Source organism: Plantibacter sp. VKM Ac-2876 (assembly GCF_015350715.1).
Taxonomy (GTDB): Bacteria; Actinomycetota; Actinomycetes; order Actinomycetales; family Microbacteriaceae; genus Plantibacter; species Plantibacter auratus.
The window spans coordinates 1088252-1102263 of record NZ_JADKSI010000001.1 but is presented as its reverse complement, the minus strand read 5'-3'; the positions used below and the strand labels follow the sequence as shown (position 1 = coordinate 1102263).

Annotated in this window: 13 protein-coding genes; 10 read left to right on the top strand and 3 right to left on the bottom strand. The window is 69.3% G+C overall.

The genetic code is table 11. The features are described from left to right. Positions 1-14 precede the first annotated feature (14 nt). Positions 15-1337, top strand: a complete 1323-nt coding sequence (locus ITJ62_RS05280) for an ABC transporter substrate-binding protein (RefSeq protein ID WP_138945772.1) — start codon at positions 15-17, stop codon at positions 1335-1337. Positions 1338-1344: 7 nt separating this feature from the next. Continuing rightward, positions 1345-3447, top strand: a complete 2103-nt coding sequence (locus tag ITJ62_RS05275; RefSeq protein ID WP_370581834.1) for an alpha-galactosidase — start codon at positions 1345-1347, stop codon at positions 3445-3447. An 85-nt stretch (positions 3448-3532) separates the two neighbouring features. Here ITJ62_RS05275 and ITJ62_RS05270 read toward each other — a convergent pair whose 3' ends face one another. Continuing rightward, positions 3533-3946 carry a peptidoglycan-binding protein gene (locus ITJ62_RS05270; RefSeq protein WP_194599974.1) on the bottom strand — a complete coding sequence of 138 codons (414 nt, stop codon included), beginning with the start codon at positions 3944-3946 and terminating at the stop codon, positions 3533-3535. A 182-nt stretch (positions 3947-4128) separates the two neighbouring features. Further along, complete coding sequence (locus tag ITJ62_RS05265) at positions 4129-4668, bottom strand: hypothetical protein (RefSeq protein ID WP_194599973.1); 540 nt, start codon at positions 4666-4668, stop codon at positions 4129-4131. A 215-nt stretch (positions 4669-4883) separates the two neighbouring features. Between ITJ62_RS05265 and ITJ62_RS05260 the strand changes: the two genes are divergently transcribed. The 5 genes from ITJ62_RS05260 to ITJ62_RS05240 all read left to right on the top strand — a co-directional run bounded on the left by ITJ62_RS05260 (position 4884) and on the right by ITJ62_RS05240 (position 11064). Further along, entirely contained in the window at positions 4884-5789 is a 906-nt protein-coding gene (locus tag ITJ62_RS05260; protein WP_228497828.1) for a carbohydrate ABC transporter permease, read from the top strand. Further along, entirely contained in the window at positions 5786-6724 is a 939-nt protein-coding gene (locus ITJ62_RS05255; RefSeq protein WP_083397394.1) for a carbohydrate ABC transporter permease, read from the top strand. Before ITJ62_RS05260 ends, ITJ62_RS05255 begins: the two co-directional genes overlap by 4 nt. A gap of 94 nt (positions 6725-6818) precedes the next feature. Continuing rightward, positions 6819-8153 (top strand): ABC transporter substrate-binding protein, encoded by a 1335-nt coding sequence (locus ITJ62_RS05250; RefSeq protein WP_192018876.1) that lies wholly within the window; start codon positions 6819-6821, stop codon positions 8151-8153. Positions 8154-8192: 39 nt separating this feature from the next. Then, on the top strand, positions 8193-10097 hold the full coding sequence (locus tag ITJ62_RS05245; protein WP_194599972.1) for a BNR-4 repeat-containing protein: 1905 nt from the start codon (positions 8193-8195) through the stop codon (positions 10095-10097). A gap of 73 nt (positions 10098-10170) precedes the next feature. Next, positions 10171-11064 (top strand): LacI family DNA-binding transcriptional regulator, encoded by an 894-nt coding sequence (locus tag ITJ62_RS05240; protein WP_194599971.1) that lies wholly within the window; start codon positions 10171-10173, stop codon positions 11062-11064. A gap of 61 nt (positions 11065-11125) precedes the next feature. Here ITJ62_RS05240 and ITJ62_RS05235 read toward each other — a convergent pair whose 3' ends face one another. Then, the gene (locus ITJ62_RS05235; protein WP_194599970.1) at positions 11126-11947 is read right to left on the bottom strand and encodes a DeoR/GlpR family DNA-binding transcription regulator; all 822 of its coding nucleotides are present in this window, start codon (positions 11945-11947) and stop codon (positions 11126-11128) included. 95 nt (positions 11948-12042) lie between these two features. On the opposite strand from ITJ62_RS05235, the gene ITJ62_RS05230 reads away from it, so the two are divergent. From ITJ62_RS05230 to ITJ62_RS05220, 3 genes are read left to right on the top strand one after another with little or no spacing between them, the layout of a single operon-like run. Further along, positions 12043-13041 carry an acetylxylan esterase gene (locus tag ITJ62_RS05230; protein WP_194599969.1) on the top strand — a complete coding sequence of 333 codons (999 nt, stop codon included), beginning with the start codon at positions 12043-12045 and terminating at the stop codon, positions 13039-13041. A gap of 12 nt (positions 13042-13053) precedes the next feature. Next, a complete protein-coding gene (locus tag ITJ62_RS05225) occupies positions 13054-13575 on the top strand; it encodes a GNAT family N-acetyltransferase (RefSeq protein ID WP_194599968.1) in 522 nt (173 codons plus the stop codon). A 2-nt stretch (positions 13576-13577) separates the two neighbouring features. Then, a complete protein-coding gene (locus tag ITJ62_RS05220) occupies positions 13578-14006 on the top strand; it encodes a hypothetical protein (RefSeq protein WP_194599967.1) in 429 nt (142 codons plus the stop codon). Positions 14007-14012 lie beyond the last annotated feature (6 nt).

Genomic DNA, 14012 nt, shown 5'->3' with positions numbered 1-14012 from the left:
AGAACGGATTCGCTATGAACCTCAAGAGAACAGCGGTCGCCGCAGCGGTGCTGTCGGCCGTCGTCCTGAGCGGCTGCTCCTCCACCGGGTCGGAGGGCGGCAGTGCTGCTGCCTCCTGCGCCCCGGCCGAGGGCAAGGTCGACCTCAGCTTCACCTCCTGGATCCCCGGCATCGAAGAGGTCGTCGACGTCTGGAACAAGGAGAACCCCGACATCCAGGTCAAGGTCCAGACCGGCCCGAACGGCAACAGCGGTACGTACCAGAACTTCTTCAACCAGCTGAAGGCCGGCAACGCACCCGACCTCGGCCAGATCGAGTACGACGCCCTCCCGAACTTCCGCGTGCAGAACGGTCTCATGGACCTCGGTGCGTGCGACGACGTCATGGCCGCCAAGGACGACTTCGTCGACTGGACCTGGGGTCAGGTCTCGCTCGGTGAGTCCGACTCGGTCTACGCCGTCCCGCAGGACTCCGGCCCGATGGCCATGTTCTACCGCGCGGACCTCTTCGAGCAGAACGGGATCGCCATCCCGACGACGTGGGCGGAGTACAAGGAGGCCGCCAAGAAGGTCCGCGCCACCGGTGCCTACATCACCAACTTCTCGCAGGGTGACATCAACCAGTTCGCCGGCTTCGTCTGGCAGGCCGGCGGCAGCTGGTTCGACAACGACGGCTCCGACTGGACCGTCGACCTGACCGACCCCGCCTCCAAGAAGGTCGCCGACTACTGGCAGGACCTGATCGACGAGGACCTCGTCTCGACCGTCCCCACCTGGACGACCGAGTGGGACAACGCCTACAACTCCAGCGCCGCCTGGACCTGGAACTCCGCCGTCTGGGGTGCGAACTCCATCGCGTCGGGTGCTCCCGACACCGCCGGCAAGTGGGCCGTCGCGAAGGCTCCGCAGTGGGAGGCCGGCGACTCCGCGGCGGGCAACTGGGGCGGTTCCTCGACCGCCGTCTTCACCGGTTCCAAGCACCCCTATGAGGCGTCGAAGTTCGCGCTGTGGCTGAACACCTCCGACGAGGCGCTCACCATGCTCAACAAGAGCGCCAACATCTACCCCGCGACGAAGGAGGGCCTGAACCTGCCCGTCCTCAAGGAGGGCGTCGACTTCTACGGCGGCCAGCCGATCTACGATGTCTTCGCGGAGGCTTCCTCCGAGGTGTCGGAGGACTTCGCCTGGGGTCCGACGATGACGCAGACGTACAACGACGTGTCCGACGGCTTCAAGGCAGCGGTCTCCGGCGACGGAACCCTGCTCGACGCCCTCACCAAGGGCCAGTCGGCGACGATCGACGCCCTCAAGGCGCAGTCCATCCCCGTCAAGGAGTGACAGAGCAGTGATCCACCACCTTCGTGCCGCGGGCGTCAGCCTGATCGTCGACGCCCGCGGCACGGAGGTGCCCACCATCCTCCACTGGGGAGCCGATGTCGGCGAACTCGCCGCCGACTCCCTCATCGTCGTCGCCGACGGGCTGACGCCGGCGATCCCGCCCTCCTCCATCGATGCCCCGCCGCGCCTCAGCCTGCTGCCCACCGTGTTCGACGGTTGGAGCGGCCGCCCCGGTGTCGGCGTGCACCGGCCGGGCGGGACCGACGCGTCGAACCTGCTCGCGCTGCGGCTGATCGACCAGCAGGCCACCGACACCTCGCTGATCCTGACGACGTCCGACGAGCGCGCCGCGGTGACGGTCGTCTCGACGATCGAGCTGACGCCGCAGGGTGTCCTCCGGGTGCGACATGCCGTTCGGAACGACGCCGAGGTCGACCGACCGCTCGCCGTCGACGCCCTCGCCGTCGTGCTCCCGGTTCCCGACCGCGCCTCCGAACTCCTCGACTTCACCGGTCTCTGGACGCACGAGCGCACGCCGCAGCGCCACCGCCTCGGGCAGGGCGCCTGGACGCGCGAGCACCGTCACGGACGACCCGGCCACGACGACGCGTTCCTGTCCGTCACGGGCGCACCCGGTTTCGACTTCCGCAGCGGCGAGGTGTGGGCGACCCACCTCGCGTGGAGCGGCGACAAGGTGATCTGGAGCGAGCGCTCGCCACTCGGTCCCGTGGTCACCGGCTCCGGTGAACTCCTCGTGCCCGGCGAGGTCACGCTGGAGCCGGGGGAGACTTACGAGTCGCCGTGGACGGTCGCCGTCTACTCCGACGCTGGTCTCGACGGCGTCTCCGCGCGACTGCACCCCTGGATCCGCTCGTGGAGCACGATCACGAAGCCCCGCCCGGTGGTGCTGAACACCTGGGAGGCCGTGTACTTCGACCACGACCTCCCGACACTGCTCACCCTCGTGGAGCAGGCGAAGCGCGTCGGTGTCGAGCGGTTCGTCCTCGACGACGGCTGGTTCACCGGTCGCACGGACGACCGCCGTGCGCTGGGCGACTGGTTCGTCGACCCGGAACGCTGGGCGGGCGGGCTGTCACCACTCATCGACGCGGTCACCGGTGCCGGCATGGACTTCGGGCTATGGGTCGAGCCGGAGATGGTGAACCCCGACTCGGAGCTCGCGCGCGCGCATCCCGATTGGGTCCTCGGGCATCCGGACGCTCCGACCTGGCGCTTCCAACGGGTGCTCGACCTGGACAACCCGGACGCCTTCGCGTACCTCCTCGGACGACTCGACGCGTTGCTGACCGAGTACGACATCGCGTTCCTCAAGTGGGACCACAACCGCGACCTCCTCGGCGGCTCGGCGCACCGGCAGACGAAGGCGCTCTACCGACTGCTCGACGAGGTGCGTGCCCTGCATCCCGGTGTCGACATCGAGTCGTGCGCCTCAGGTGGCGCGCGGATCGACCTCGGCATCCTCGAACGGGTCGAACGGGTGTGGACGAGCGACACGAACGACCCGCTGGAGCGGCAGTCGATCCAGCGCCACACGGGGCTTGTGATCCCACCGGAGTACCTCGGCGGTCATCTCGGTGCGGCCCGCTCGCACACCACCTGGCGCACCTCGGACCTCGCGTTCCGCCTGGCCACGGCCCTCTTCGGGAGCGCTGGTATCGAGTGGAACCTCAACGAGGCGAGCGAGCCGGAACTCGAGTTGATCGCGGCGTGGATCGCGCACTACAAAGGCCTCCGCCCGCTGCTGCACACGGGCGAGGTCGTCCGCATGGACAGCGCCGACCCGGCACTGCACGCGCACGGGGTGATCGCCCAGGACCGCTCGTCCGCGATCGTCGCGCAGGTGGCGCTCGCCGCACCGCTGACGGCGATCCCCGCGCCGTTGCGCGTGCCCGGCCTCGATCCCGAGCGTCGGTACCGGGTCCGCCCGCTCGACCTCGGCGCGCCCGCCCGGTCGATCCAGGACGTGCCGCCACTGTGGCTGACCGAGGGCTCGGTCGTGCTCACCGGCCGTGCGCTGGCCGAGGTCGGGGTCGCGATGCCGCTCCTCGCTCCCGAGCAGGCGCAGCTCTTCACCCTCGACGCGGAGTAGCCGCCGCGTTCGTTCGCCCGTTCCCGGGTGAACGAGAACTCCCTCGCCCGAACATGGGCGAGGGAGTGTCGTCGTGCGGGTCCGGTCAGATGTTGCAGCCGGAGGCGCGAGCCGCGTCGTACGGGTACCACGAGATCGGGCCGGGGCCCATCTGCGGCCCGCAGAGGATGTTCCAGGTCTCGGCGCCCACGACGCCGTCGACCTGCATGCCCCAGTAGGTCTGGAAGGCGACGACGGCTGCTCGGGTCTGGTCGCCGAACTGGCCGTCGACCTCCAGGTTGGACACACCACCCGGGATCCTCGGTCCGAAGGCGTTGAGCAGGGTCTGGATGTTGGCGACGCAACCACCGTCGCCGCCGGCGGAGTACTGGTAGTCGACGCATTGGCCGGCGGCTGCGGCCGGTGCGGCGGTCGCCACGCCGCCGACGGAGCCGGCGATGGCGAGACCGAGGGCGGCCCCCGCGATGGTGATCCTGTTGCGCATCGTTCGTGTGGTCATGTCATGTTCCTCTCGGTCGACTGCTCGGACCCCACGAGCGTAGGTCGAGCCGCTCGAACCCTGAATGGGCAGTGGTGCCCATGCCCGGGTTCAGTCCGTGAGGAGATCGGGCGGGGTGTTCGTTCGCCCATCCTCGGGCGAATGTGTGCTCGTTCGCCCAGGTTTGGGCGAACGAAGCACGGTCAGTCGATGCCGATGTCCTCGCCGACGACGGTGATCTGGGCCGGGACAGGCCAGGGGTGGTCGCCGACGGGGGCGAGACGGACGAGTTCGGTGACCCGGGGCGCCGGCGCACCAGCGGAACCGATGAGCCAGCCGCCCACGAGGAAGGTGGTGCCGGGGACCGACCAGACGGCGATGCCGGTCACGCCGAAGTCGCCGTAGGCACCGTCGGAGAACCGCACCGTGACGAGGTCGCCGTGTGAGAGCTCGGCGAGCTGAGCGGCGACGGCACCCGGGTCGGGGTCGACGGGGTCCAGTTCGGGAATCGTCTCGAGCACCTGCAGCGGCTTCGTCGGCTTGCCGTTCTGATCGAGTGCCGTGCCGGCCAGGAGGAGTCCGCCGATGATCGGCGAGCGGCGAGCCCGGCCGACGAGGTCGAACACGCCGTAGCGCGGAACGCTCAGACGCGCTTGCAGTGAAGCAGCGTCCTCGGCCGACTCGATGGCGGCCGTGAGGCCTTTGATGTCGCGGCGAGCAGGGGCGCTGAGGTCGTAGTTCACCCATCAACTCTCCCATGTCCACTCTGGCAGCGGACAGACGCTTTAAAGCTACAATTTCAATCAAGTATGAACAGTCCGTTATGGAACCGTGACCAGCGTGCGTTGACCTGTCACGCGGACACCGGGCATGCTGAACAACACTTGGCCGCTGATATAGGCGCCGCCGCCCCAGGAAGCCCCGCACGCAGCGGAATGCTCCTCACAAGGATGTGAGTATGACGACTTCACAGTTGACAACAAATTCAAACAAACCGAGACGGATGCCGGACGGGATGTTCGCGTTCGTCCTCGTCCTCCCCGGACTCGCGCTGCTCGTCGCGGTCGTCGCCTATCCGCTGCTGACCGCTCTCGTCACGGCGTTCTTCAAGCAGAGCCTGGTCGTGCCCGGCCGCGAGTTCGTCGGATTCCAGAACATCATCGACGTGCTGCAGGGTGACTTCCTCAAGCTGCTCGGGCAGACGATGGTCTTCACGCTCGGCACGACGATCGCCCCCTTCGTCATCGGTTTCGCACTGGCCCTCGCGCTCAACACCCGCATCCGCGGTGCCAAGGTGATGCGCGGACTCATGCTGATCCCCTGGCTCGTTCCCGGCGTCGTCGTGTCGTTCCTCTGGATGTGGATCTTCAACGCGAACTACGGAGTGGCGAACGCCATCCTCGGTCTGTTCGGAATCGACGCGCAGGCGTGGCTGGCACAACCCCAGACGGCCATGTTCGCGGTGATCGTCGCGAAGACCTGGCAGTCCTTCCCCTGGATCATGGTCATGCTGCTCGCCGGCCTGCAGACCGTGCCACAGGAACTCCACGAGGCGGCCGAGATGGACGGCGCCGGGACCATCCGACGCTTCTTCTCGATCACGGTCCCGCAGCTGAAGGGCATCATCGGCCTCGTCCTGCTGCTCGAGTTCATCTGGAACTTCCAGCACTTCGACATCATCTACGTCCTGACGGGTGGCGGTCCGGCTGGGAGCACCCAGACCTTCGCCACCGCCGTCTACGAGACCGCCTTCCGCGGCTTCGACCTCGGCCACGCGGGCGCCCTCGGGCTGCTCTGGCTCATCCTCCTGATGGCGCTCGTCGTCGTCTACGTCCGATTCTCGGAGAAAGGCGAGCAGAAATGAGCGTCTCCACCGCCCCGCCTGCACCGCAGGACACCACGCCGGACCCGCAACCGCCGTTCGTCGCGACCGAGCTCGGCACGCTGCGACGCCGACCGTCGCTCTTCCGCTCGGAGAGCCGGGCGGTCCGGATCAGCGCTTGGGTCGCGGTGATCGTCTGCGGCGGCTTCGGGCTGCTGCCGGTGTACTGGTTGCTGGCCACCTCGCTGACCCCGCGAGCCCAGGTCTTCTCCTACCCACCGAAGCTCTTCCCCACGGAGATCAGCTTCGAGGCCTACACCGCGCTCGCATCGAACCCGGACCTGTTCGGTTACCTGCGGAACAGCATCATCGTGTCCGTCATCACCGCCCTGCTGTCCGTGATCGTCTCGGCCTACATGGGCTACTCGTTCTCGAAGTTCCGCTACCGCGGGCGTCGATCACTCATGTACTTCGTGCTCGCCTCGCAGATGTTCCCGCAGGCGCTGCTGCTGATCACCCTGTACTCGGTGTTCAGTGCCTACGGGCTCCTCAACACCTATGCGGCGCTGGTGCTCTCGTTCACGACGTTCACCCTGCCGCTGTGCGTCTGGATGCTGAAGGGGTTCTTCGACACGATCCCGGACGAACTCATCGAGGCGGCTCGCGTCGACGGGGCGTCCCGACTGCGGATCATCCACTCCATCGTGCTGCCGCTGTCCGCACCCGGCCTGGTTGCGGCGGGCCTGTTCGCCTTCGTCCGCGGGTGGAACGACTTCATCTTCGCGCTCACGCTGGCGGGACCCGACAAGCAGACCCTCCCGCCCGGCCTCGTGAACACCTTCGTCGGTGAGGCGGCCACGGCTTGGCCCGAGCTCATGGCCGCATCGCTCGTCGTCTCCCTACCCGTGGCGATCGCGTTCATGGCCCTGCAGCGTCACCTCGTCGGCGGACTGACCGCCGGTGCCGTGAAGGGCTGAGCGCAGCACACCGAACCGGCCCGCCGCAGGCCTCCCCACAATCCGTTCCACCAACCCAGACACGTCCCACCAGGATCACGCTCGAGGAGGAGCCATGTCCCACACCACCCCGTCCTTCGCCACCGCCGCACAGCAGACCGTCATCACCCGCCGCCGTGCCCTGCAGTTCCTCGGGATCGGCGTCGCCGCAGCCACCCTCGCCGGATGTGCGCCCACCGGTGCCGCACCCGGAGCGGGATCCATCCCGAAGGCGACCGCCGGCGGCACAGCGACCGACTTCGACTTCGCGAGCTGGTCGCTCACCGAGAAGGCTTCGGCACCCGCCATCCAGAGCCTCCTGCAGAAGTACGAAGGCAAGGCCAAGATCGACGTCGGTGAGGTGTCCTTCCCCTACAACGAGTACATCAACCAGCTCATGCTGCAGGTCCGCGGCGGTCAGTTCTCCGGTGTCGCCCACGTCGACGTCGCTTGGCTCGGCTCACTGGCGAGCCTCGGCAAGCTGCAGGACGTGTCCGGGCTGACCGAGGGGCGCGGATACACGAAGGCCGGACTCACGGCCGCGACGTTCGACGGCGTGCAGTACGGCCTCCCGTGGACGATCGGCGCGATCGGCCTCGTCACCAACCAGGCGATCCTCGACCAGGCAGGCATCGGCGAGTTCCCCACGACGATCGACGAGTTCGAGGGCTCACTCAAGCAGCTCAAGGGCCTCGGCAACGGCATGATCCCCTACGCGGCGTCGACGAAGGCCGCGCAGCTGAAGGACATCCTCATCTGGATGCAGACCTTCGGCAGCCCGCTGGTCGACGGGGACACCGTCACGATCGGCGACGACGCGAGCATCGAGGCGGTCACCTGGTACAAGAGCCTGTACGACCAGGGCCTCATCGCAGCAGACGTCGACCGCTTCGACGCACGCTCCCTCTTCGCGCAGGGCCGCACCGCGATCTACGACGACGCGATCGTCGGACGGAGCGCGGTGACCGGCGAGTCACCCGACCCCGACTTCGCAAGCAAGCTGCAGCCGGTCTCACGGCCGGTCCTCAAGCAGGGTGACACGCCGCGTGCGCTCGTGTGGGGCGGGGCGCTCGCCGTGGTCGACGGTCCGGCCGCCGGCACCGCAGCGGACTTCGCCCAGTGGGTGACGTCCGACCCGGAGACCGTGCTCGAGGACTTCGCTGCCCGTGGTCTGCCGCCGGCGACCGAGGACGCGCTCAACTCCGACGCCGTGAAGAACGACTCGTTCGCCACGAACTTCAGCGACCGCATCACCAAGACGAGCTCGACGAACCCGTTCTGGAAGTTCGTCCAGTACTCGCAGATCGAGACGAAGATCGCGGAGAAGGTGCAGGCGGTCCTCGTCGGCCAGGAGAAGCCCGCTGAAGCCATGAAGGCCGCCGGGGCAGCCGCGCAGAAGCTCGTCGGCTGAGCCGCGGATCGGACGATCGTGACCGGCACCGGGAGAACCATGCGACGCAGCTCATCGAACACCGTCCGCGCGCTCGCCGCGGCCGCGCTCACGGTCCTCGCGCTGGGGGTGACGGCGCCGGCGGTCGCCGCTCCCGGAGGACCGGCGATGAGCGACGGGGGCGGGAGTACGGCGACCGACTCGGTCGAGACCGTGCCCGTCACCGTCGACACGTCGAACCAGGCCGGCTGGTGGCGACCGCTCGACGTCGTCGACGGTGTCTCCTACTTCGCCTTCAATGCGCCGGCGTCCACCGTGTCCAAGCACGAGGTGCACCTGGCCTCGCGGGGCGCGGACGGGACATGGACCGAAGGGTGCCTGCGTTCGACGGCCGGCGGTGCCTGCGTGACCTTCACCGACGACAACGGTCACAACCAGCCGTCGATCGTGGTCGACGGCGACGGCATCATCCACGCCTTCGTGTCGATGCACAACGAGCAGTGGAACGTGTTCCGGTCCACTGCACCGGGCGACGTCACCTCGCTCGTGGAGACGACGACGTCCATGCCCGACCTCGACGCGGCGATCACCTATCCGGTGACGGCGCGCGGGCCGGACGGCGACGCCTGGGTGCTCGTGCGCGTCGGGACGGACGCGCAGGGACGACGAGAGGGGCGGCTCTACCGGTACGACCTCGACACCGGTGTCTGGGAACGGGAAGCGGTGGTCGCCGCAGCGACCGGCTACTCCTTCTATCCCGACGACCTCGAGGTGGACGCCGACGGCCGCGTCCACGTGCTGTGGGAATGGGGCCCATTCCCGGCGGACCCTGCGCGGCACCTCGGGTCGTACGCGACATACGACCCGTCCGACGGTTCCTTCGCCGATGTCGCGGGGACCGCGCTCACCGGACCGATCACCCCGACCACCCCGGGATCCGTCGTCTGGCGCCCCTTCGGTGCCGGTGAGGCCATCGGCAGCTACACGCCGGCGCTGCAGACCGCGAAGCTCGCCCTCGACGGCACGGAGCTCGCGGGGATCGTCTACCGGTTCGTCGAAGCCGATCAGACCGCGTACGACGTGCGATACACCTCGTGGGACGGCGGCGCTTGGAATGACGAGTCGCTCATCGACGCCTCCGCGCTCGGTTCCGGCGTCTCGACCGTCGCCGCGATCGACACGACGAGCGCCGGCGGGGTCGACCGCGTCTACGCGGTCCTCGCCGTGCAGGTCTGCGGCGAGAACCGCAGCCAGGTGGTCCGGCTGGAGCGGGAGACGGACGGCACCTCGTGGGCGGCCCGCACGGTCGGCTCCGATCAACTCGGTCAGCAACGGCTGCGGGCGGAGACCGTCGACGGCACGGATGTGCTCTACCTGAGTGCGCCACTCAGCGAGACCACACGCGGCACCGTCCGGTACGCGGCGATCCCGCGAGCGGCGTCGGCTGAGACCGGCGGGACCTCGCTCCAGGACATCGTGTCGGGCCTTCGTGGCGAAGCGTCCGGCACGAACGTGGCACTCGGTGCGACCGTCAGCGTGTCGTCGTCGCTCGGCGCCGACACCGGCGGGGCGCTCGCCGTCGACGGCGTGTGCACGGACGCGAGTCGCTGGATCTCCGCGGTCGGCGACACGGCGCCCACGATCACGGCCGCCTGGCAGGCCCCGACGGCGCTCGCCGAGGTCAGGGTCAAGAGCGGCTACGCCGGGGGAGTCTCGACCGATTCGGTGCTCCGTGACTTCACGATCGAGGTCCGGACGGGCGGTGCCTGGGTCGAGGTCGGACGGTTCGACGACAACACCGCAGGCACTGTCACCGCGCCCGTGGACGGACTGGTCGTCGACGCGGTGCGCCTGCTCATCACCGACCCGTCCGCCTCGGCGACCGACGTCGCGCGGGTGTTCGAGATCGAGGCGATCGCGGCACCGGCCACCGAATCCGCGAGGAACGACGATGTCCCGAGATAGCGTTGTGCTCAGTCGGGACCGCAACGGTCCCGAGCGGCCGGGATCCACCCGGCCAGCAGTGAGGAGCAGCACCATGTCGGACGCCGCCTTCGGCTCTCAGCGGTCGGCACCGGTGCCTCGCCGTTCGCGTACGGGCATGGTGGCGCTCGCCGTCCCGAACCTCGACGAACCGTACTTCGCGGAGCTCACGACGCTCCTCGTCCGCGGTGCCGACGAGCGTGGACTGTCGATCCTCATCCAGCACACCGAGGGCGACCACGACCGCGAGGTCGACATCGCCAACGGGGTGGGCCTGCCGCTCACGGACGGACTCATCCACATCCCCCGCTCGCTGACGGTCGGCGACCTCACGCGGCGGACCTCCCCGGGGCCCCTGGTGCTCCTCGGCGAGCACATCCAGGTGAGCCCGTTCACGCACATCTCGATCGACAACCGGGCGGCCGCCGACGCCGCGACGACCCACCTCGCCGAGGTCGGCTGCTCCCGCATCGCGTTCATCGGGCCCAGGGACGAACGTCCGTCCGACGCGGCGGATCAGCGGTACGCCGGGTATCGGGACGTGGTCGCGCGACTCGGGCTCGCGCAGGAGCCGTCGCTCATCGGGCACGTCGACGCGTTCACCCCCGAGGAGGGACGCCGCGTGATGCGTCGGATGACCGCCGAGGGCGTCGAGCTCGACGGCGTCGTCTGCTCCAACGACTCGATCGCCTTCGGCGTGCTCGCGGCCCTCCACGAAGCCGGCCGACGGGTGCCCGAGGAGGTCGCGGTGATCGGCATCGACGACGTCCACGCCGCCCAGTTCTCGACCCCGTCACTCACGACGGTCGCTCCCGACTACGACGCGATCGTGCGCGCGGCCTTCACCGAGCTCGAACGCCAGATCGCCGCCCCGCCCGGTGCCGACACCCCGGTCCGGCACGTGGTCGTCGACGCGCGGATCGTCGTGCGGGACAGCACGGCACGCTGAGGTCCATGAGCGGCAGGGCAGGCCGACGCTCGGCTATGGCGGTGTGCTGGAGGTGGCGCGGTCAGGCGTCGGTGCGGTCGTCGTCGACCGAAGCGGAGGCGACCGGCGCGAGCCAGACCTCGCCGAACTGCGCGCGGAGCGTGGTCTCGACGTCCTCGGCCACGTCGTCGTCCATGACGAGGTGGTCCACCTCGCGGAGGTCGACGATCGTCGTCAGTCCGACGGCGCCCCATTTGGAGTGGTCGGCGAGCACGACGGAGCGACGCCCGGCGCCGACGAACGCCCGGTTGGTCTCGGCCTCGAGGAGGTTCGAGGTCGTCAGCCCCGCCTGCAGGTCGATCCCGCGGACGCCGAGGAAGACGACGTCGCAGTGCAGGGACTCGATCGCGCGCACGGCGACCGGACCGACCAGGGCGTCCGAGGGGGTGCGGACGCCGCCGGTCAGCACGACCGTCTGGGTGTACGGCTCGTCGGCGCGGTCGGGCCGTGCGAACACGTCGGCCACCGGGAGGGAGTTCGTGACGATGGTGAGCTCCGGGATGGCTCGCAGCTCCTGCGCGAGGGTCCAGGTGGTGGTCCCGCCGGACAGGCCGACCGACATGCCGGGCTCGACGAGGATGGCCGCGCGACGGGCGATGGCGCGCTTCTCGGCCAGCAGTCGGCGTGCCTGGCTGGGAAAGCCCAGCTCGGCACGGTCGGGCAGCCGGGGCGTGGTGGCGCCACCACGGACGCGGTCGACGAGGCCCTCCGTCGCGAGTTGCTCGATGTCGCGTCGCACGGTCATCTCGCTGACGCCGAGTGCGGTCGCGAGGTCGACGACGCTCGCCGCACCATTGCGGCGCACCTCCGACATGATCTGCGATCTGCGTTCCGCACCGAGCACAGCATCCTCCTTCGACCCGGTTGCCAGTCTGGCACGCGCGCACGGCGAACCTCGGCACCGGCGATCCACGACGACGAGACGGAGGCGGACAACGCATGCGTGAGGTACGACATCGGGACTGGTTCGGCGACGAGGTTCGCGACGGCACCTACGGCTACGACCTCGAGGCGCTCCTGGCGGTCGAACCGGTCGTGCCGCCGGCCGGATTCGAGGAGCTGTGGCGCGGGTGGTACGCGGCGGCACGTGAGGTGTCTCCGGATCCGGTCTTGACCCCGATCGGCCGACAGGGTGCGCACGAGGTCTTCGTCGTCGAGCACACGGTCTCCGACGGCCTCCGCCTCCGCGGATGGCTCGCGACGCCGGCGGACGGACAGGCGCGCTTCGGGATGGTGCACGGGCACGGCTACGGCGGGCGGGACGCGCCGGACTGGTCCCGCGTCCCGGACGAGGCCGCCGTCATCTTCCCGATCGCCCGCGGCCAGGGCGTCTTCAACGCGGGACTCGGAGCGCCGACACCGGAGGACGGGCATGTCCTGTTCGGCATCGACAGCGTCGAGCGGTACGCGCTCGGCCGCTGTGCCGTCGACCTCTGGCACGCGGCGTCGGCGCTGCTCGACGTCGTCGGACCGCTCCCGCTCTACTTCGTCGGTGAGAGTTTCGGCGGTGGGATCGGTGCGCTCGCCCTGCCGTGGGACGGCCGCTTCGTCGGAGCGACGCTCGTGGTGCCGAGCTTCGGTCAGTACGACCTGCGTCTGCGCCTGCCGTGCGAGGGGAGCGGGGAGCGTGTGCGACACCACGTCGCCGAGCACCCGGAGGCGCGCGAAGTCCTGCGGTTCTTCGACGCCTCGACGGCCGCGGGGTTCATCCACGTGCCGGTTCGGGTGGAGGCCGCGCTCTGGGACGGACACGTGCCACCACCCGGGCAGTTCGCCGTCGCCAACACACTCGAAGACCTCGAGCTGAGCGTCCTCCCCGCCGGACACATCGAGTATCCGGGGCTCGATGCGGTACTGGCGGAGTCGTATGCGGCGACGAGGGCGCACGCACTCCGGGCGGTCGCGCTGGCGGTGGACGGATCGACGATCGAGAGGTGAGAGGGTGGATGGATGATCGCTGCGCTCACGCTCCCCGTCGCCCTCACCACACCGGGGCAGGAACTGCTGCTGCGCCGGGCTGACCTGGCCGACCTCGACGCGCTGATGGCGCTCCTCGCCGACGACCCGATCAGTGCGTCCCGCGGTGACCTGGCGAAGGAGAGCGATCTCCCCGCCTACGAGCGTGCGCTCGCGGACCTCGTCGACGACCCGGCGAACGAGATCCTGCTGGTCGTCGACGCGACGGAGGCCGTCATCGCGACGATGCAGCTGACCCGCATCCCCGGGATGGCCCGTCGCGGCTCGACACGGCTGCTGGTCGAAGCGGTGCGTGTGTCCTCGAGCCTGCGCTCCGGTGGTGTCGGATCGGCCATGATGCGCTGGGTGACGGACGTCGCCGCTCCGGCGACCGGTTCGTCGATCGTGCAGTTGACCTCCGACGAGGCCCGGGTCGATGCCCACCGCTTCTACGAACGACTCGGCTTCGTCGGCTCGCACCGCGGCTTCAAGTACGCCGTGACGGCTGCGAGCTGAGGATGGGTATTGTCCGCACACTCGCCCGCTGGCTCCTCGGAGCGGCTCTCGTCTTCGCGGGTACCGGCCACCTCACCTTCGCGCGGCAGTCCTTCGTCGCCCAGGTGCCGCAGTGGCTGCCCCTGCCGGTCGACGTGGTCGTCGTGGCGTCGGGAGTCGTCGAGATCCTGCTCGGCCTCTCGCTGATCCTGCTCGCCCGGTACCGCGTCGCCGTCGGTTGGATCGTCGCCGCGTTCTTCGTCGCGGTGTTCCCCGGCAACATCGAGCAGTTCGTCCGCGGCACCGACGCCTTCGGGCTCGACAGCGACGTCGCGCGCGGTGTGCGGCTGGTCTTCCAACCCCTCCTCGTCGTCTGGGCGCTCTGGTCGACGGGAGCGTGGCGAGCGTGGCGGACCAGCCGCCGCGGGTCGTCCTCGGCCGAGTCCGGCTGAGGAGCT